Here is a 20027-nt window from a genome sequence, read left to right as displayed (position 1 = left end):
GCCGAAGTACGCTTGCCTATGTCCGAATTCCAGCTTTACCTCAAACGCCCCCGCTGGCGGCGCCTGGTTCCATTTGCGCTGGCGCTGGCAGCCTTGCTCTGGCCGTTGAAATACCTGGCTGAAAACCATTACCACGCCAAACTCATCGAGCAGAATCGCCAGACTTTGGATCTGTATGTCGCCAACCTGCTCGGCACCTTGCGTGGCTATGAGAACCTGCCGGCCATCCTTGGCAACCTGCCGGTGCTACGCAATGCCTTGCTCAGCCCACAGAACTCCGCCTCTCAGGAGCTGGCTAGCCATGTGCTCAAGCAACTGCAGCAGCAGACCGGCGCCGATGTCATCTACCTGATGGATGCACAGGGGCTGACCCTGGCCGCGTCCAACTGGGATCAAAAAGACAGTTTCGTCGGGCGCAACTTCATTTTCCGGCCGTATTTTCGCGATGCGATGGATGGTCGGCTGGGTCGTTTTTTCGGCCTCGGCAACACCTCGGACAAACGGGGTTATTACTTTGGCTCAGCCGTTTACAGCGGCAGCGAAGCGCTGGGCGTACTGGTCGTCAAGGTCGATCTGGACCACACGGAGACCCTGTGGGGCAACGCACCCGAACGCCTGCTCGTCACCGACGGCCAGGGTGTGGTGATTCTCACCTCCCATGCGGACTGGCGCTTTCGCCTCACCCGCGAGCAGACAGATCAGGAACGGGCGGCCATCGCCTTTCACAAGCCTTATCCGACCCAGGAGCTACAGCCGCTGGAACTCGGCGCAGGGGTCTGGCTGTCGCAACAGCGCGAGCTTGAAGAAATCGACTGGACGGTGAGTATTCTCGCGCCCACCAGCCTGATCGACCGCCCCGTGCGCAGCGTGATCGGCGGCGGCGTCATCGCCCTGCTCGCCGTGCTGTTGCTGTTCGGCCTCTGGCTGCAGCGTCAGCGCCACTACCTGGAACGTATCGATCTGAGTACCAAGGCACGGCGCGACCTGGAGTTACGTGTGCAGGAGCGTACCCGCGCCCTGGAAACCCTCAATAGCCGCCTCAAGCAAGAAGTGCTGGAACGCGAACATGCCCAGCAGGAGCTGGTGCGTGCCCAGGATGAACTGGTGCAGGCGGGCAAACTGTCGGCGCTGGGCACCATGAGCGCGAGCATCAGCCACGAACTCAACCAGCCGCTGGCGGCGATCCGCAGTTATGCCGACAACGCCCGTGTACTCATGGAGCACCAACGCCACCATGACGTGCACGGCAATTTGCAGCAGATCAGCGCGCTGACCGCCCGCATGGCCTCGATCATCGCCCACTTGCGCGCCTTCGCCCGTCGCGACCGTCATGCGCCGGAAAGCATCGCCCTGCAACCGGCCCTGGAAGATGCCATTGCCCTGCACAGCCAGCGACGCCGGGCCATGGATGTCGAACTGATCCGCGACCTGCCGGACGCCCCGCTCTGGGTGCAGGCGGGCGAGACCCGGCTGCGCCAGGTGCTCAGCAACCTGATCGGCAACGCGCTGGATGCCCTGGCCGAAAAACCCCAGCCCCGCAAGCTCTGGCTGCACACCACACAGACCGAAGACAGCATTGAGCTGCGCATTCGCGATAATGGCCCAGGCTTCAGTGACGAAGCCTTGCAACGTGCCTGCGAGCCCTTTTTCACCACCAAGACCAGCACCCAGGGACTGGGCCTGGGCCTGGCCATCTGCGACAGCCTGATGCGCGCCCTGGACGGCGAACTGCTGTTCGAAAACCACCCCCAAGGCGGCGCCGTGCTGACCTTGCGTCTGCGCACCGGCGCGCCCGGCGTCAACCCCTATCCGCCCGAGGACCTTCCCGCATGACCACGGAATTCGCCATTGACAGCGCTATCCAGGTTTTGCTGATCGACGACGATCCCCATTTACGCCAGGCACTGAGCCAAACCCTGGACCTGGCGGGACTCAAGGTCGTGGCGCTGGATTCGGCGCTGCATGTCGCCGCGCGCATCCACCCTGACTGGCCCGGCGTGGTGGTCAGCGACATCCGCATGCCCGGTCTCGACGGCCTGCAATTGCTCGAACAGATTCAGGCCCAGGACCCGCAGTTGCCGATCTTGCTGATCACCGGCCACGGCGACGTGCCGTTGGCCGTGCAGGCCATGCGCGCCGGCGCCTACGATTTCCTCGAAAAGCCCTTCGCCAGCGAAAAACTGCTCGACAGCGTGCGTCGCGCACTGGATCTACGTCGCCTGGTGGTGGACAACCGCAGCTTGCGTCTGGCCCTGGCCGACCGCCAGCAGCTGGATGGCCGCCTGCTCGGCCAATGCCCGCCCATGCAGCGCTTGCGCGAGCAGATCGGCGCCCTGGCGGCGACCTCCGCCGATGTGCTGATCCTCGGCGAAACCGGCACCGGCAAGGAAGTCGTGGCGCGCGCTCTGCACGACTTGTCCAGTCGCCGCAGCGGCCCCTTCGTGGCCATCAATGCTGGCGCTCTGGCCGAGTCGGTGGTCGAGAGCGAACTGTTCGGCCATGAAGCCGGAGCCTTCACCGGCGCGGCCAAGCGGCGCATCGGCAAGTTCGAACATGCCAATGGCGGCACCCTGTTTCTCGATGAGATCGAGAGCATGAGCCTCGATGTGCAGGTCAAACTGCTGCGCCTGCTGCAGGAACGGACGGTCGAGCGCATGGGTTCCAACCAACTGATCCCGCTGGACATCCGCGTGATTGCCGCGACCAAGGAGGATTTGCGTCAGGCCGCCGATCAGGGACGTTTCCGCGCCGACCTCTATTACCGGCTGAACGTCGCGCCCCTGAAAACCCCCGCACTGCGCGAGCGCGGCGATGACGTGCTGTTTCTGTTCGAGCATTTCGCCCAGGCCGCCAGTACCCGCCACGGTTTGCCGCCCCCCATGCTGCAGCCGGCGCAACGGGCCCAACTGCTGCGCCACGACTGGCCCGGCAACGTCCGCGAGCTGCAGAACGTCGCCGAGCGGTTCGCCTTGGGATTGGGCCTGGGCCTGGAGCATGAGACAGAAGAGGTCGGCGCAGAGACCTCGTCGGTGACGGGCGGCCTCAGCGAACAGGTCGAGGCGTTCGAGCGCGCCTTGATCGCGGCGGAACTCAATCAGCCGCACAACTCACTACGCAGCCTCGCCGAAGCCCTCGGCCTGCCGCGCAAGACCTTGCACGACAAATTGCGTAAGCATGGGCTGAGTTTTCATGAAGCTGGCGGAAACTCGCCAGAGGTTGCCGACTAGCGTGGCGGTAATCCGCCAGAAAGCGCCCCTTGCCTGCGCATACAACGCCAGTGCGATAAGGTTCACACGGCTTCGCAGGTCTGGCATACCTATTGCTAATATCATAGAGCGCGTTAAACGAGACACGCTTTAGAGGATGTCCGGTGCTATCGGTCAGATGATTCATTAGACTGCGGCTGGCATCAACGCGCCATCGCACTTGCGATACATAAAACAAAGAGGAAGCATTCCAAATGTTCAAGCTATCTGCCAAGGCAATTGCCTGCGCACTGTCCCTGAGCATCGCTGGTATGGCCCAGGCGGCCGACCCGATCCTGATCAAGTTCTCCCACGTGGTTGCCGAGAACACTCCTAAGGGGCAGGGCGCCAACCTATTCAAGAAGCTGGCTGAAGAACGCCTGCCCGGCAAAGTCCGCGTCGAGGTCTACCCGAACTCTTCGCTGTACGGCGACGGCAAGGAAATGGAAGCGCTGCTGCTGGGCGATGTACACATCATTGCTCCGTCGCTGGCCAAGTTCGAGCATTACTCCAAGGGCGTGCAGATCTTCGACCTGCCCTTCCTGTTCGACAACATCGAGGCGGTGGACCGCTTCCAGAAGAGCGAAGCCGGCCAGAGCCTGCTCAACTCCATGGAAGACAAGGGCATCACCGGTCTGGGCTACTGGCACAACGGCCTCAAGCAGCTGTCGGCCAACAAGCCCCTGCGCGAGCCGAAAGACGCCCGCGGCCTGAAGTTCCGCGTACAGGCTTCCGCCGTACTGGACGAGCAGTTCAAGGCTGTGCGCGCCAACCCACGCAAGATGAGCTTTGCCGAGGTGTATCAGGGCCTGCAGACCGGCGTGGTAAACGGCGCCGAGAACCCCTACTCGAACATCTACTCGCAGAAGATGCACGAAGTGCAGAGCTACATCACCGAGTCCAACCACGGCCTGCTCGACTACATGGTGATTACCAACACCAAGTTCTGGGAAGGCCTGCCGGCCGACATTCGCACCGAGCTGCGCAGCATCATGGATGAAGTCAGCGTTGAGGTGAACAAGCTGGCCAACGACCTGAACGAAGGTGACAAGCAGCGCATCCTGGCTGCCGGCACCACCGAAATCCTCACCCTGACTGACGCGCAGCGCGCCAAATGGCGTGATGCGATGAAGCCGGTGTGGAAGAAGTTCGAAGCTGAAATCGGCGCCGACCTGATCAAGGCCGCCGAAGCCTCCAACCAACAGTAAGTAAGACTGTTGCGGCGGGTACGTTTGCGCGTACCCGCTTCTGTTGCAGGGTTCTCCGGCAACAGAAACGCTTTGCCAGGTAAGGCTCCCCGTTCGCTCTTGCGACGCCTCCAATAACTGCCAATCAATCAGGAGATGTCATCCATGAACGCCCTGCGGCGCCTCTGGGATCACTTCGAGGAAGGCTTTATCGTCTTCCTGCTTGCAGCCATGACACTGGTGACTTTTGTCTACGTCATGCTCAACAACCTCTACTCCATGTTTTATTACTTCGGGGATACCTTCCCCAGCATGGAAAATTTCTGGTACGCCATAGGCGATCCCATTCTCAGCATGGCCCAGGCGATGACCTGGGGTAACGCGCTGACTAAGGCCCTGTTCGCCTGGTTGATCTTCTTTGGCATCGCCTATGGCGTACGCACCGCCGGCCACATCGGCGTCGACGCTTTGGTCAAACTGCTCAATACCCGTAATCAGCGTATCGTCGGCACCATTGCCTGCCTGGTCTGCCTGGGCTACGCCGGCCTGCTGGGCGAATCCAGTGTGGAGTGGGTCTACACCCTGGCCAAAGCCGGCATCGGTGCAGAAGATCTCGGCCACTACGGCATCATGCAATGGCACATCGCGGCCATCGTGCCCTTCGGCTTTTTCATGTGTTTCATTCGTTTCGCTGAAATTCTTGTGCGCATCCTGCGTGGCCAACAACTGGGCCTGGGCCTGGCTGACGAAGCCGCCGACGCTACAAAGTTGAATCAGGTCGACACCGAGGAGCGCAAGTAAATGTCCATTCTGTTCCTGTTTGCCCTGCTCTTCGCGCTGATGTTCATCGGCGTGCCGATTGCCATTTCCCTCGGCCTGGCCGGCTCGATGACCATCATGTTCTTCAGTAACGACTCCGTGCGTTCGCTGGCGATCAAGCTGTTTGAAACCTCCGAGCACTACACTCTGCTGGCCATTCCGTTCTTCCTGCTGGCCGGTGCGTTCATGACCACCGGCGGCGTGGCCCGTCGCCTGATCGACTTCGCCAACGCCTGTGTCGGCCATATCCGTGGCGGTCTGGCCATTGGCGCCGTACTGGCATGCATGCTGTTCGCCGCCCTGTCCGGTTCTTCGCCGGCCACCGTGGCCGCGGTCGGCTCCATTGCCATTGCCGGCATGGTGCGCTCCGGTTACCCGCAAGCCTTCGGCGCCGGCATCGTGACCAACGCCGGTACCCTGGGCATCTTGATTCCGCCGTCGGTTGTCATGGTGGTATACGCCGCTGCTACCGAACAGTCGGTTGGCAAGCTGTTCATGGCCGGTGTCGTCCCGGGCATTCTGCTGGGCCTGGTGCTGATGGTGGCGATCTACATCGTTGCCGTGAAGAAGAACCTGCCGGCCATGCCGCGCGCATCGCTGCGCGAATGGTTGCGCTCCGGCCGCGAAGCCATGTGGGGCCTGCTGTTGATGGTGATCATCCTCGGCGGTATCTACTCCGGCATGTTCACCCCGACCGAAGCCGCCGCCGTGGCCGCCGTGTACTCGGCGTTCATCGCGATCTTCGTGTACAAGGACCTGACCTTCAAGCAGGTCCCTCATGTGATCTTGGACTCTGGCAAGCTGGGCATCATGCTGATGTTCATCATCGCCAACGCCATGCTGTTCGCCCACGTGCTGACCACTGAGCAGATCCCGCAGCAGATCACCGGCATGGTGATGGGCATGGGTCTGGAGCCCTGGCAGTTCCTGCTGGTGGTGAACATAGTTCTGTTGATCGCCGGTGCGTTCATGGAACCGTCTGCGGTGATCCTGATTCTGGCGCCGATCCTGTTCCCGATTGCCATGGAGCTGGGTATCGATCCGATCCACCTGGGCATCATTATGGTGGTGAACATGGAGATCGGCTTGATCACCCCACCAGTGGGCCTGAACCTGTTCGTCACCTCAGCGGTGACCGGCATGACAGTGCCGCAGGTAATCCGCGCAGCCATGCCGTGGCTGTGCCTGCTGCTCGGCTTCCTGGTGCTGGTCACCTATGTGCCCTCGATCTCGCTGGGCCTGCCAAACTGGCTGGGTATGCCGTAACTCAACCCTTGCGTAAACACGGAGCCCGGCCTAGTGCCGGGCTTTGTGCTTTCTGGCCTACCCTCATCCTATAGCCGTATGCCTGCCCTTTGCCTGATGCCGGTCCCTATAATTCGGCACGGGTGCATTCACCGGCTGCTCGGTGAAGCAGGTTAAAAAACTCATGCGAGGTCGGGCCGCCACGCAGGGAGTTCCGTATGCCACAACCCTTGTCCTATCGCCCTGCCTCCAGGGCTCAGCGCTATACCCAGCAGGCTTTCTCCGCCCTCGAACGCTTTATCCACATCGAAGCCGTTAGCGGCGCGGCATTGCTGATCGCCACCCTGATCGCCCTTATCTGGGCCAACTCCGCACAGGCACAGAGCTACGAGGCACTCTGGCACCTGCCCATCACCCTGGGGCTGGGCGACTGGCAGTTCACCCGCTCACTGCATTTCTATGTCAACGATGCGCTGATGACGGTGTTCTTCCTGGTGGTCGGCATGGAAATCCGCCGCGAAATCCACGACGGTGCCCTGGCCAACCTGCGCCAGGCTGCCCTGCCGGTGATCGCGGCCTTCGGTGGCGTACTGGTACCCGCGCTGCTTTACCTGGCTTTCAACCAGCAGGCACCGCTCAGCCATGGCTGGGCGATTCCGACCGCCACCGACATTGCCTTCGCTATCGGTGTGCTCGCCCTGCTGGGCCGTGGCATTCCCAGTAGCCTTCGCATCTTTCTGCTGACCCTGGCGATCATCGATGACGTGATCGCCGTGCTGATCATCGCCGTGGTGTATTCCGGCGGGTTGGATTACAGCGGTCTGCTGGTGGCCGGCCTCGGCATGCTGATGGTGCTGGCTTTGCAATGGATCGGCATCGGCACGGCCTATGCCTACGTCATTCCCGGCGCCGTCATCTGGTTCGGCTTGCTGAAAACGGGCGCGCATCCCAGCCTGGCCGGTGTGGTGCTGGGCCTGATGACGCCCGTAGTACGCTTGTATCGCCATGCCCATCCGCTGGAGGCGCTGGCCAGCAATCTCGATGAGGTACGCAGATTGGCCGGGCAGGGCCAGGCGGATGAACTGGCCCAGCCGCTCAGCGAGCTGCGCAAGACCCAGCGCGAGTTGCTGCCCCCGGTGATTCGCGTGCAAAAGGCCCTGCACCCCTGGGTGGCCTTCGGCATCATGCCGCTGTTCGCCCTGGCCAATGCCGGCGTGGCGCTGGGCACGGTCGACCTCGCCCTCGCCGACTCGCAGAAGGTCATGTTCGGCGTGTTCTGTGCGCTCGTGCTGGGCAAGCCCCTGAGCATCTTCCTGGCCACCTGGATCACCGTGCGCCTCGGTCTGTGCCGGCTGGCACCGGACATGAATTGGAACGGCGTGCTGCTCATCGGGCTGCTGGGCGGCATCGGCTTTACCATGTCGATCTTCGTCGCCAACCTGGCCTTCACCAGCGAGAACCTGCTGAGCGCCGCCAAGCTGGGCATCCTGCTGGGCTCCGCCACTGCGGCCTGCGTGGGTTTCCTGTGGGGCGTGCTGCTGTTCAAACGGGCGCGCAGCCGTGCTTAATGCTTCGCTGGAAAGGCGCCACCTGTTCGCCAAACCTTTGCAACCAAGCCGCGGCAACAGACGAACGGCCTGCCACGGCCACCCTGAAATCTACGACCATTGGGTTACCGCCGTGACTTGATGGTCGAGTGCCGCGTCAGCATAGGCATCCACAAGAATTGTCCGTCGCTGGCTGAACGCAGTCGGCATGATCGACGGCCTCAGGCCTGTCACCCCCACCTTCGGGCGCCAGGCCCTTTGCGTAAGGAGTTTTCCGGGTTATGTCTCGCTTACCTGTCATCGTTGGTTTCGGTGGTTACAACTCCGCCGGGCGCAGCTCGTTCCACCACGGTTTCCGGCGTATGGTCATCGAGTCCCTGGACAGTGAGGCGCGTCAACAGACCCTCGCCGGCCTGGCGATCATGATGAAGCTGGTGCGCTACGCAAACGGTGCCTACCGCGACAGCGACGACCAGGCACTGACCCTGGCTGACATCGAAACCCGCTACGCCCGGCAGATTCTCGATCACACGCTGATCCGTCGCATCGAAAAACAGTATTTCGACGTCGATGCCACTCATTGGCAGAAGAGCATCAGCCTGAACAGCGACAGCGACGCGCCCTTCAGCTTCACCACCAGCCGCAAGCAGCTGCCCGAGCCGCTGCCGGCCAACTGGAGCATCGAGCCGCTGGCGGGCAACGAGGTGCGCGTCACCCTCAACGGCAGCTGCGACTTCAAGGTCGACAGTTATCGCGAAATGCCGGTGAAATCCGCCGGGCAACTGCCCACCGGTTTCGAGCCCGGCGAGCTGTACAACTCGCGCTTCCACCCCCGCGGCCTGCAGATGTCCGTGGTCGGCATGACCGATGCACTGCGCTCCATCGGCATCGACTGGAAAACCATCACCGACAGCGTACCGCCGGACCAGATCGCCGTGCACGCCGGCAGCATCATGAGCCAGCTCGACGACAACGGTTATGGCGGCCTGATGCAAGCGCGCCTGAAAGGTGGACGGGTCTCCTCCAAGCAATTGCCGCTGGGCCTGAACACCATGCCGGCGGACTTCATCAATGCGTATGTGCTGGGCAGCGTCGGCAGCACCGGCGCAATGACCGGCGCCTGCGCCACCTTTCTCTACAACCTGCAAAAGGGCATCGACAGTATCGTCGACGGCCGCTCGCGGGTGGTGATCGTCGGCAACAGCGAAGCGCCGGTCACCGTCGAATGCGTCGACGGCTACGGCGCCATGAGCGCCCTGGCCACCGAGGATGGCCTGCGCGCCATCGAAGGCAAGCCAGAGGTGGACTTCCGCCGCGCCAGCCGCCCATTCGGTGAGAACTGCGGTTTCACCCTGGCCGAGTCCTGCCAGTTCGTGGTGTTGATGGATGACGAGTTGGCTTTGCAACTGGGCGCCGATATCCATGGCGCGACCCCAGATGTCTTCGTCAATGCCGACGGCTTCAAGCGTTCGATCTCCGCTCCCGGCCCGGGCAACTACCTGACCCTGGCCAAGGCCGTGGCCAGCGCCGCGCAAATCGTCGGCATCGACGGCGTACGCCAGCGCAGCTTCGTGCATGCCCACGGCTCCAGCACCCCGGCCAACCGCACCACCGAATCTGAACTGCTTAACCGCATCGCCACTACGTTTGGCATCGACGGCTGGCCGGTGGCAGCCGTCAAGGCTTATGTCGGCCACTCCCTGGCCCCGGCCAGCGCCGACCAGTTGATCGCCGCCCTCGGCTCGTTCAAGTACGGCTTGATTCCCGGCATCAAGACCATCGACCGGGTCGCCGACGACGTGCACCAAGATCACCTGCAGATCTCCACTGCCGACGTTGCGCGCGACCAGCAGACGCTGGACGTGTGCTTCCTCAACTCCAAGGGCTTTGGCGGCAACAACGCCACCGGCTACGTCTTGGCCCCCCATGTGGCCGAACGCATGCTGCGCAAGCGCCACGGCGAAGCCGCCTTCAACGACTACCTGGCCCGCCGCGAACAGACCCGCGCCAACGCCCAGGCCTACGAAGAACGCGCGCTGCAGGGCGACTTCGACGTGATCTACAACTTCGGCCTGGATATGATTCATGACCAAGATCTGCTCATCACCGATCAGCTGATCCAGGTACCGGGCTTCGCACAGCCGGTGACCTACCAGCAGGACGAACGCTACCGCGACATGCTCGACTGATCCGCGGCGGCGCCTGAACGACGCCGCTGCACCCGGTTCCCCTTGCCGCGTCGTTGGTTACAACGGCGCGGTTTTTTTATGTGCAGCGTATGGCTTGGACATGTAGGGTGGACAACGTTTTTTTTGTCCACCGAGCGGGGGCACTGGTGGATGTAAAAGCGTCATCCACCCTACGTCTGCCGAGGTTTTAACGGGTTCAGACGTATTGCGCCGCCGCGTAGGCCGAGGCCCAGGCCCATTGGAAGTTGAAGCCGCCCAAGTGGCCGCTGACGTCGAGCACCTCGCCGATGAAGTACAGGCCCGGCGCCTTCAGCGACTCCATGGTCTTCGAAGAAACTTCACGGGTATCCAGGCCGCCCAAGGTGACTTCGGCGGTGCGGTAACCCTCGGTGCCGGCCGGCACCAGTTGCCAGGCCTGCAACTGTTCGGCGATAGCGTTCAGTTCGCTTGGCGTGTACTGCTTGAGCGGCTTGGAGACGAACCACTGCTCGCACAGCAGCCCGGCCATCTTCTTGGTGAACAGCTCGCCCAGCAGGGTTTTGAGTTCCGTGTTGGGCCGTTCGCGCTGCTGTTCGGGCAGCCATTCAGGCAGCTCCAGGTGCGGCAAAAGGTCGATCTCGACGCGGTCGCCCGGCTGCCAATAAGAAGAAATCTGCAGGATCGCCGGTCCCGACAGGCCACGGTGGGTGAACAGGATGTTCTCCACGAAACTCTGCCCGTTGCAGCTGACCCGGCAATCCTCCACCGAAGTGCCGGACAGCTCTGTGCACAGCTGTTTGAGCTGCGGATCGGTGAGGGTGAACGGTACCAGCCCGGCACGGGTTGGCAGCACGCTGTGGCCAAACTGACGCGCTATCTGATAACCGAAGCCGCTGGCGCCCAGCGTGGGAATCGACAGGCCGCCGGTGGCGATCACCAATGATTGGCAGACGAATTCGCCCATGCTGGTGGTCAGGCGATAACCGCCGCCGTCGCACGGAGCGATGGTCTCGACCGAGGTATCCAGGTGAATCTGCACATCGGCTTCGCGGCATTCGTTGAGCAACAAGTCGAGGATGTCGCTGGACTTGCCGTCGCAAAACAGCTGGCCGAGCTTCTTCTCGTGGTAGGCCACGCCGTGTTTGCCGACCAGTTCGAGAAAATCCCACTGGGTGAAGCGCGCCAGCGCCGACTTGCAGAAGTGCGGGTTGGCGGATAGGAAGTTGCCGGACTCGACATACAGGTTGGTGAAATTGCAGCGCCCGCCACCGGACATGAGAATCTTCTTGCCGGCCTTGTTGGCGTGCTCGAGCACCTGCACGCGGCGGCCGCGCATGGCCGCCTGAAAGGCGCACATCAGCCCGGCGGCACCGGCGCCGATGATCAGCACATCGGTGGCATGACTCACAGGCTACGCACCCGGAACGAGCGGCCCTTGATCTTGCCGTTCTGCAGGCACAGCAGCGCCTGATGCGCAACGCTGCGCTCCACCGCCACATACGCCTGGTGATCAAACAGGGCGATCTTGCCGACCTGCTCGGCCTTGAGGCCGGCATCACCGGTCAGCGCGCCGAGGATGTCGCCGGGGCGCACCTTGTCCTTGCGCCCGCCACCGATGTTCAGGGTGATCATCGGCGGGCGCAGCAGCTCGCTGCCGTTCGGCTTGAGGCTGTCGAGGTTTTTCCAGTTCAACGCACGTTGCTGCAGGTCTTCGATGGCGCTGGCGCGCTGCGCCTCGCTCGGCGCGACCAGCGATACCGCCAGGCCCTTCTCACCGGCGCGACCGCTACGGCCGACGCGGTGGATGTGGATTTCCGGGTCGCGGCTCAGCTCGGCGTTCAGCACCAGGTCGAGGCCGGCAATGTCGATGCCGCGCGCCGCCACGTCAGTGGCCACCAGCACGCTGAGGCTGCGGTTGGCGAACAACGTCAGCACCTGATCCCGATCGCGCTGTTCCAGGTCGCCATGCAAGGCGGCTGCGCTCAGGCCACGGGCTTTGAGAAAGGCCACCAGTTCGTCGCACTGGATCTTGGTCTGGCAGAAGGTGATGGTCGAGGTGGGCCGGTAATGGTCGAGCACTTGCGCCACCGCTTCCATACGGCGCTGCGGTTCGATTTCGTAGAAACGCTGTTCGATCTGCGCGTTGTCGTGCTGACTTTCCACCTCGACCCGCGCCGGCTTCTTCAGGAAGCGTGCAGCCAGCTGCTCGATGCCTTCGGGGTAGGTGGCGGAAAACAGCAGCGTCTGCCGGCGTGCCGGCGTCTGCTCGATGATCGCACTGATCGAATCGATAAAGCCCATGTCGAGCATGCGGTCGGCTTCGTCGAGCACCAGGGTGTTCAGGCCGTCCAGTTTCAGGGTGCCCTTGGCAAGATGCTCCTGCACGCGGCCCGGCGTGCCGACGACGATATGCGCGCCGTGTTCCAGCGAGCCGATCTGCGGGCCGAATGGCATGCCGCCACACAGAGTCAGCACCTTGATGTTGTCAGCGGCTCGCGCCAGGCGGCGGATTTCCTTAGTCACCTGGTCGGCCAGCTCGCGCGTCGGACAGAGCACCAGCGCCTGGCAGCCGAAGTAACGCGGGTTGAGCGGGTGCAGCAAGCCGATGCCGAAGGCGGCGGTCTTGCCACTGCCCGTCTTGGCCTGGGCGATCAGATCCTGGCCTTTGAGGATCAGCGGCAGGCTCTGCGCCTGGATCGGCGTCATGGCGCTGTAGCCAAGGTCCTCGATAGTGGACAGCAAGGCGGCGGACAGCGGCAGGGAGGAGAAAGCAGAGGTGGTCACAGAGGCAGGCCTGGGGTGCGAAAAATGGCGTGCAGTGTATCAGGCTGCACGGCTCAGGCAGAGCCGCCGGGCAGGCGCCGCTGCCCGCACTACCTGGCGCGTAATGGGCTGCCCAGAGCCTTTCCTCAAAACCGGGCAGATACAAAAAAAAAGAAAAAAGACTAAAACAGGGGGTTATTCTGCGCGTAATTTCTCTATAAATTTGTCTGGCAACGCTACATCAACTCAATAAATACAAAACACGAGATGAGCCTATGCAAGATAAAACACAAGCTGCTGCCTATTGGTCTGCCAACCTACGCTTGATTACCTGCTGCTTCGTGATCTGGGTACTGGTTTCGTATGGCTTCGGCATTCTTCTACGGCCGTTGTTGGCCGGCATCGATGTAGGTGGGGCCGACCTTGGTTTCTGGTTCGCCCAACAGGGAGCCATTCTGACCTTTATCGCCTTGATCTTTTTCTATGCCTGGAGAATGAACAAGATCGATAAACAATTCGATGTGGAGGAGTAACAGCATGAGTCAATTCATGATCAACATGCTGTTCGTCGGTGGCTCATTCGCTCTTTACATCGCAATTGCCTGGTGGGCCCGCGCCGGGTCCACCAAAGAATTTTACGTTGCAGGAGGGGGCGTTCACCCCATAGCCAACGGCATGGCAACCGCGGCCGACTGGATGTCAGCCGCGTCGTTCATTTCCATGGCCGGCATCATTGCCGCCACGGGCTATGCAAGTTCTGCTTACTTGATGGGCTGGACCGGCGGCTATGTCATTCTGGCGATGCTGCTGGCGCCGTATTTGCGTAAATTCGGCCAATTCACCGTACCGGACTTCATTGGCGAGCGTTTTTACAGCAAGAGCGCACGATTGGTTGCGGTGCTGTGCCTGATCCTGGCATCCGTCACTTATGTGATCGGGCAAATGACCGGTGCCGGTGTTGCGTTCTCTCGCTTCCTGGAAGTGAGCAGCGAGGCAGGCATCTGGATCGCGTCGCTGGTGGTATTCGTGTACGCAGTTTTCGGCGGCATGAAAGGCATCACCTACACACAGGTGGCGCAATATGTTGTCTTGATCATTGCCTACACCATTCCTGCCGTATTCATTTCTCTGCAATTGACCAACAATGTCATTCCCAGCCTGGGGATGTTCAGTACCCATATCGAGTCGGGCGCACCCTTGCTGGGCAAGCTCAGCGAAGTTCTGGTTGAACTCGGCTTCACCGACTACACAGCGGATGTGCCGAGCCACTTGAACATGGTGCTGTTCACCCTGTCGCTGATGGTGGGTACTGCCGGTCTGCCCCACGTGATCATTCGCTTCTTCACCGTACCGAAGGTTGCCGATGCGCGTTGGTCGGCCGGCTGGGCTCTGGTGTTTATCGCGCTCCTGTACCTGACGGCGCCTGCCGTTGCCTCCATGGCACGTCTGAACCTGCTCACCACGGTCTACCCGGAAGCCGCGGGGCAAGTGGAAAACTACGATCAGGCTCTGGGTTCCCCCCTAGCCTATGAAGAGCGTCCGCAGTGGGTGAAGACCTGGGAAGAAACAGGCTTGATCAAGTTCGTGGACAAGAACGAAGATGGCCGTATCCAGTTTTATGACGACACCAACACCACCTTTGCCGCAGAAGCGGAATCGCGTGGCTGGGCCGGCAATGAGCTGACGGTCAACAACGACATTCTGGTGCTGGCCAACCCGGAAATTGCCAATCTGCCGGGCTGGGTAATCGGCTTGATCGCGGCGGGCGGGATAGCCGCGGCACTGTCGACGGCAGCGGGTCTGCTCTTGGCGATTTCGTCGGCCATCAGTCATGACTTGATCAAGAAAATCATCAATCCGAAGATATCCGAGAAAAACGAAATGCTTGCAGCACGGATCTCGATGGCTGCCGCAATTGTTTTGGCCACCTGGCTGGGACTCAATCCGCCGGGATTTGCCGCGCAGGTGGTGGCATTGGCGTTCGGTATTGCCGGAGCGTCGATCTTCCCGGCGCTGATGATGGGTATCTTTTCCAAGAAGATGAACGATAAGGGTGCGGTTGCCGGCATGCTGGCAGGCCTGACTGCCACCCTGTTGTATATCTTCACCTACCTGGGCTGGTTCTTCATCCCGGGCACCAACATGCTGCCGAACACGCCGGACAACTGGGTCATGGGTATCTCGCCCCTATCCTTTGGTGCAATCGGTGCTGTGATCAACTTTGCGGTCGCCTACAGCGTGTGCAGCGTCACTGAAACGACGCCGCAACGCATCCGCGACCTGGTTGATAGCGTGCGTTACCCGAAAGGTGCCGGTGCGGCGCTTGATCATTAAGCAACTCACAGCTCCTGCAGCAAAACGCTGACAGGCCTATCGCGGGCGGGCCTCTTAATCGAGGCCCGCTTGCTTATAAGAAGAGAAAAGTATGCTTTGGCATTTAGTCGCAACTATCTTTGCGGGTCTGGGCGCAGCGGGCATTGCCCTGCTGATTCGCGTCCTGTCTAAAAACAACGCGCCTAACTGGCTGATCCCGGTGTTCGCCGGTATCGGCATGCTGGGCTACCAGATTTATTTTGAATACAGCTGGTTCGACCATCAAACCTCCCGCCAGCCGGAGGGCGTCGTTGTGGTCTCCAGCGAACAGGGCGAGGCCTTCTGGCGACCCTGGACCTATCTCTTTCCGATGACCACGGCGTTTACCGTGGTCGACAGCGCGAATACCCAAACACGCCACCTCGAAGGATTGACCCTGGTTGAATTCATCCAGTATCGCTTCGAGAAAAAGGCGTTTGATGTGGTCACTCATAGGCGCTACGTCTTGAATTGCACGCAAGCACAAATGATCCCGGTCTCAGAACACAATCGGGCGCTGACTGAAACGCCGCAGGTCATCGAGCGCACCAGCCCGCTGTTTGTTGCAGTCTGTCCCGCCTCCGCATAACTCAGGTACCGGAGGGGCCAGAAGGCCATCAGGCCTTTTCGCTCAGCGCCAGACGCAGCCCCAATGCCACCAACAGGCTGCCCATGCCGCGCTCCAGCCAAGCGGCAATCGCTGGGCGACGGCGCAACAGGCCGGTGGCCTGGCTGGCCGCCAGCACCAATGCAAGCTCGACCAGAATCGCCACGACGATGACCAGCATGCCAAGCCCCAGCAATTGCAGCGTGGTATGGCCAAGTTCAGGGCGAACGAATTGCGGCAGGAACGCCATGAAAAAGATCGCCGCCTTGGGATTGAGCAGGTCGACCAGCACCCCCTGGCGATAAATCTGCCACCCGTTGCCGCTGGGTGCCACCTGCTCCACAGCGGTGAAACTGCGCCCGGCGGAGCGCAGCGCCTGCCAGCCGATATACAGCAGATAAGCGGCACCGATCCACTTCAACACGCTGAAGGCCAACGCCGATGTGGCCAGGATCGCCGAAAGCCCAAGCGCCGCAGCCAAGACATGCACCAAGGCTCCGCTGCACACCCCGCAGGACGCGGCGATGCCGCAGCGCCGACCTTGGGCAATGCTGCGCGACAGCACGAACAAGAGATCAGGACCCGGCGCCAGGTTGAGGGCCAGCGCGGCGGAGAAGAACAGCAGCCAATAGGTCGGATCGAGCATGGCGGCGACCTCGCAGTTTCAGCCCGCAGTCAAAAAGGTCACCTTCCGCCGGTGATGGATGCGGGTCAAGAGGCACCAGACCAACAGTGGATCCCGGCGCTGGATGCACTTCGATCTGCGCGCCTACGGTTGCGGGGGGGCCCTGCCATCTTCCCGCCCCAATTGCAGGAAGATCGTCGAGGCCAGCATCGAAATGCCGCCGACGCACAGGAAGGTCAATTGGAACGCGCGCAGTACCGCCTCGCTGCCAGGCGCCGCCCCCTCAAGAGTGAAACCGCCGAGGAGCGCACCGGCGGTGGCCACCCCCAGGCTCATCGCCAGTTGCACTACTACCGCCAGCAGGCTGTTGCCGCTGCTCGCCTCTCGGTCATGCAAGCCGATCAGGGTAATGGTGTTCATCGCGGTGAACTGCAGCGAGTTGATCGCCCCGATCAACCCCAGCTGAATCAACAGCATGAACAGCGGTGTCTGTGCGTTGGTGAAGCCCAGGCTGCCGATCAGCAGGCCGAGCAGCAGCGTATTGGTGGTAAGAACACGTCGATAACCCAGGCGATCAATCAGCAACTTGGCAAATGGCTTGATGGCCATGGCGGCCAGCGCCAGGGGAATCATGCTCATCCCGGCTTCGGCGGGTGAGTAGCCGAGCGCCACTTGCAGCAACAACGGCACCATGAAGGGCAGCGCCCCACTGCCCAGGCGGCCGAACAGGTTGCCCAGAATGCCCACGGAGAAGCTGCGCGTGCGAAACAGGTTGGGGCTGAACAACGGCTTGGCGATGCGCCCCGCCCGGAGCCAGTAAGCGGCCAGGCAGGCAGCGCCGGCAAACAGCAGCAGCATGACCCGCGCATGGGGCATGTGCAGCTCGCCGAGGCCGCCCAGGCCCAGGGTAATCATCAGCATGGCTGCGCCGAACAGCACGAAACCCAGTGTATCAAAGTGATTGCGCTCCGGACCGCGCAGGTCGGGCATGAAGCGCAACGCGGCATAACACCCCAGCGCTCCGACCGGCAGGTTGATCAGGAAAATCCAGTGCCAGCTGGCATATTCCACCAGCCAGCCGCCGAGCGTCGGCCCCAGCAGCGGACCGACCAGGCCAGGCAGAGTGATCAGGCTCATTACCCGCACCAACTCCGAGCGTGGATAAGCGCGCAGCACCACCAACCGTCCGACCGGCATCATCAGCGCGCCGCCTACCGCTTGCAGCACGCGCGCGCCAATCAATTGGGGCAAGGTCATGGACAGCGCGCAGAGCAGCGAGCCGAAGGTGAACAACAAAATGGCGCTGAAAAAAACCCGCCGCGTGCCAAAACGGTCGGCAATCCACCCCGACGCGGGAATCAACAGCGCCACGGTGAGCATGTAGGCAATGATCACACCCTGCATGCGCAGCGGATCTTCGGCCAGGTCGATCGCCATAGCCGGCAGGGCCGTGTTGAGGATGGTGCCATCCAGGGTCTGCATGAAGAAGGCGACGGCTACCAGCCAGGGCAGCAGGCGAGCGGTACGGTCATCGAGCAGGCTGGAAGGACGCATGACGGACCCCGCGGCAAAAGCTGGGAGTTTAAAGCAGCTATGCCTGCAACGGCATATGCAGAACCGCCTGTCTGGCCCCCTCAAAAATAAAGCGATAAAAAAGCTTTGTTAAACGGTGGCCTATATCATTGATGCCAATTTGACACCAACTCCCTTTTTGAGGCTCGACCCTTGCTGGCCCAACTCTCTATAAAGCGCCTGCTGACGATATCCTTCGGCATCATTCTGAGCGCTCTTTTGATCTTCAGCCTCTACCTGCATATCGCCATCGGCAACGTGGGGGCACAGCTGCAGAGCGTGGTCGAGCGCAACGTCAGCCTGCTCGACTCGATTTCCAACCTGCGCTACAGCACGGTGACCTACCGGCGTTTCGCCCTTGATTACGGCTTGACGACCGAGGCCAGCGAACACCCGGCCATCCTGCGCAAGATTGAGACAAACAATGCGGCAGTGGAGCGGCATCTGCGCGAGATGGAAGCGCTGGCGGCCGGCAGCATGATTCGCAACTTCATTGCCGACTTTCGCCGTCAAATGCAGGCCTACCACGACATGCAGAACCGCTATGTGGCACTGATCGATGAAGGCCGCATAGACGCGGCGCGCCGCGAGATCCTCACCGACATGCTGGCGCCCTTCGACCAGCTGGTGGCCTTGCTCACGCAGGTGCAGGCACAGATCGTCGAGGAATCGAACCGGCTCAAGGCCGAACAGGTTGCCACCATCAAACATCTGCAGCTGCTACAGACGCTGATTGGCCTGGCCCTGTTGTTGGTGACCCTGGCCCTGGGCTGGACGATCATCAACAAGATCAACCGTCCCCTGCAGCAGTTGAGCGCACAGATGCGCCGAGTCGGTGAAGGCAACCTGAGCCAGGACTTGGATCTGCATGCCTTCCACGAGGACGAGCTGGGCGAACTGGCCCGCGACTTCCATGCCATGCAGCAGGGTATTGCGGGCCTGGTAGGCGCGGTACAGGGCCGTTTGATCGAGCTGCAAGACACCTCCGTGCAGATGCATAACCTCTCCCGCGAAGCCGCCACCGAGCTCAACGAGCAGCAAGGCGAAATCGCGCAGATCGCCACGGCGATGAGCCAAATGGAGTCGACGTTCCATGAGATGGCCCGCAACACCGGGCAGGCCGCCACTGCCGCCGGACAGGCGCATAACGAGACCGTCAGCGGCGATCGCGTGGTTAGCCAGGCCATCCAGCAGCTCGACCAGGCCGCTGCCGAGGTCACCGAAGCCGGCGTACTGGCCCGTGCCCTGCAGAGCGACAGCGCAGCCATCGGCGCCATCTCCGACGTGATCAGTCAAATCGCCGACCAGACCAACCTGCTGGCGCTCAACGCCGCCATCGAAGCGGCACGGGCCGGCGAGCAGGGCCGTGGCTTTGCTGTGGTCGCCGGTGAAGTCCGCAATCTGGCGCGGCGCACCCAGGACTCGATCGGCGAGATCAACGGCATCATCGATCAGCTACAAAACCGCAGCACGCAAATCGGCGCGGTGATGCAACGCAGCCAGGCGAGCATGCAGACCAGCGTTGAACAGGCCGGAAGCGCCGGGGGATCGATTCGCCAGATCACCACGGCTGTGTCGCAGATTTCCGAAATGAACATGCAGATCGCCACAGCCGTCGAGGAACAAAGCGTGGTCACCGCCGAACTCAACCGCAATGTGGCCAGCATCAGCACCACCTCGGTGCGTGTCGCCGGCACCGCGCGCGGCGTCGGCGATGCCGGTGAGCGTCTCAACGCCATGACCCGCGTACTGAGCGACATGGTCAACCGTTTCCGCCTTTCCTGAAACGCTTGAGGCGGGGGCGCTGACGACGCGACAGCTGAGTTATACCGTCCCCCCGGCGCGCCCTCTCAGAGAGATGCCGCGCCGCCCAGTAGAAGCTGCAACTGGCTGGTGT

At 61.7% G+C, this 20027-nt stretch carries 15 protein-coding genes; 11 read left to right on the top strand and 4 right to left on the bottom strand.

What is annotated here, in order from left to right:
* The first annotated feature begins 18 nt into the window (after positions 1 to 18).
* The 7 genes from H9642_RS01040 to H9642_RS01010 all read left to right on the top strand — a co-directional run bounded on the left by H9642_RS01040 (position 19) and on the right by H9642_RS01010 (position 10232).
* A complete protein-coding gene (locus tag H9642_RS01040; protein WP_251834557.1) occupies positions 19 to 1833 on the top strand; it encodes a sensor histidine kinase in 1815 nt (604 codons plus the stop codon).
* On the top strand, positions 1830 to 3227 hold the full coding sequence (locus H9642_RS01035) for a sigma-54-dependent transcriptional regulator (RefSeq protein WP_251834556.1): 1398 nt from the start codon (positions 1830 to 1832) through the stop codon (positions 3225 to 3227). The genes H9642_RS01040 and H9642_RS01035 overlap by 4 nt, the downstream gene beginning before the upstream one ends.
* A 233-nt stretch (positions 3228 to 3460) precedes the next feature.
* Positions 3461 to 4453: a C4-dicarboxylate TRAP substrate-binding protein DctP gene (dctP, locus tag H9642_RS01030; RefSeq protein ID WP_251834555.1), complete on the top strand. Its 993-nt coding sequence runs from the start codon at positions 3461 to 3463 to the stop codon at positions 4451 to 4453.
* A 144-nt stretch (positions 4454 to 4597) separates the two neighbouring features.
* Positions 4598 to 5233: a TRAP transporter small permease gene (locus H9642_RS01025; protein ID WP_251834554.1), complete on the top strand. Its 636-nt coding sequence runs from the start codon at positions 4598 to 4600 to the stop codon at positions 5231 to 5233.
* On the top strand, positions 5234 to 6517 hold the full coding sequence (dctM, locus tag H9642_RS01020) for a C4-dicarboxylate TRAP transporter large permease protein DctM (RefSeq protein WP_251834553.1): 1284 nt from the start codon (positions 5234 to 5236) through the stop codon (positions 6515 to 6517).
* A gap of 197 nt (positions 6518 to 6714) precedes the next feature.
* Entirely contained in the window at positions 6715 to 8064 is a 1350-nt protein-coding gene (gene nhaA / locus H9642_RS01015; protein WP_251834552.1) for a Na+/H+ antiporter NhaA, read from the top strand.
* 260 nt (positions 8065 to 8324) lie between these two features.
* Entirely contained in the window at positions 8325 to 10232 is a 1908-nt protein-coding gene (locus H9642_RS01010; RefSeq protein WP_251834551.1) for a beta-ketoacyl synthase, read from the top strand.
* A gap of 196 nt (positions 10233 to 10428) precedes the next feature.
* Here the strand turns inward: H9642_RS01010 and H9642_RS01005 are convergent, their stop codons facing one another.
* Together H9642_RS01005 and dbpA are read right to left on the bottom strand one after the other, a co-directional pair.
* The gene (locus H9642_RS01005; RefSeq protein ID WP_350027849.1) at positions 10429 to 11619 is read right to left on the bottom strand and encodes a BaiN/RdsA family NAD(P)/FAD-dependent oxidoreductase; all 1191 of its coding nucleotides are present in this window, start codon (positions 11617 to 11619) and stop codon (positions 10429 to 10431) included.
* A complete protein-coding gene (gene dbpA, locus H9642_RS01000; protein ID WP_251834550.1) occupies positions 11616 to 12995 on the bottom strand; it encodes an ATP-dependent RNA helicase DbpA in 1380 nt (459 codons plus the stop codon). The genes H9642_RS01005 and dbpA overlap by 4 nt, the downstream gene beginning before the upstream one ends.
* Positions 12996 to 13249: 254 nt before the next feature.
* Here dbpA and H9642_RS00995 point away from each other — a divergent pair, with 254 nt between their 5' ends.
* The 3 genes from H9642_RS00995 (at position 13250) to H9642_RS00985 (ending at position 15915) form a co-directional block, all read left to right on the top strand.
* Positions 13250 to 13507: a DUF4212 domain-containing protein gene (locus tag H9642_RS00995; protein ID WP_251834549.1), complete on the top strand. Its 258-nt coding sequence runs from the start codon at positions 13250 to 13252 to the stop codon at positions 13505 to 13507.
* Between the two features lie 4 nt (positions 13508 to 13511).
* Positions 13512 to 15308 (top strand): sodium:solute symporter family protein, encoded by a 1797-nt coding sequence (locus H9642_RS00990; RefSeq protein ID WP_251834548.1) that lies wholly within the window; start codon positions 13512 to 13514, stop codon positions 15306 to 15308.
* A 91-nt stretch (positions 15309 to 15399) separates the two neighbouring features.
* Positions 15400 to 15915 carry a hypothetical protein gene (locus H9642_RS00985; protein ID WP_251834547.1) on the top strand — a complete coding sequence of 172 codons (516 nt, stop codon included), beginning with the start codon at positions 15400 to 15402 and terminating at the stop codon, positions 15913 to 15915.
* Between the two features lie 28 nt (positions 15916 to 15943).
* Here the strand turns inward: H9642_RS00985 and H9642_RS00980 are convergent, their stop codons facing one another.
* Together H9642_RS00980 and mdtD are read right to left on the bottom strand one after the other, a co-directional pair.
* Complete coding sequence (locus H9642_RS00980) at positions 15944 to 16579, bottom strand: LysE family translocator (RefSeq protein WP_251834546.1); 636 nt, start codon at positions 16577 to 16579, stop codon at positions 15944 to 15946.
* Between the two features lie 123 nt (positions 16580 to 16702).
* Positions 16703 to 18112: a multidrug transporter subunit MdtD gene (gene mdtD, locus H9642_RS00975; RefSeq protein WP_251834545.1), complete on the bottom strand. Its 1410-nt coding sequence runs from the start codon at positions 18110 to 18112 to the stop codon at positions 16703 to 16705.
* Positions 18113 to 18283: 171 nt separating this feature from the next.
* Between mdtD and H9642_RS00970 the strand changes: the two genes are divergently transcribed.
* Positions 18284 to 19915, top strand: a complete 1632-nt coding sequence (locus H9642_RS00970; protein WP_251834544.1) for a methyl-accepting chemotaxis protein — start codon at positions 18284 to 18286, stop codon at positions 19913 to 19915.
* Positions 19916 to 20027 lie beyond the last annotated feature (112 nt).

The sequence above is a fragment of the Serpens gallinarum genome, assembly GCF_014836765.1.
In the GTDB taxonomy this organism is placed as follows: domain Bacteria; phylum Pseudomonadota; class Gammaproteobacteria; order Pseudomonadales; family Pseudomonadaceae; genus Serpens; species Serpens gallinarum.
The sequence above is the reverse complement of the archived record's forward strand: the minus strand, read 5'-3'. Positions and strand labels throughout refer to the sequence as shown.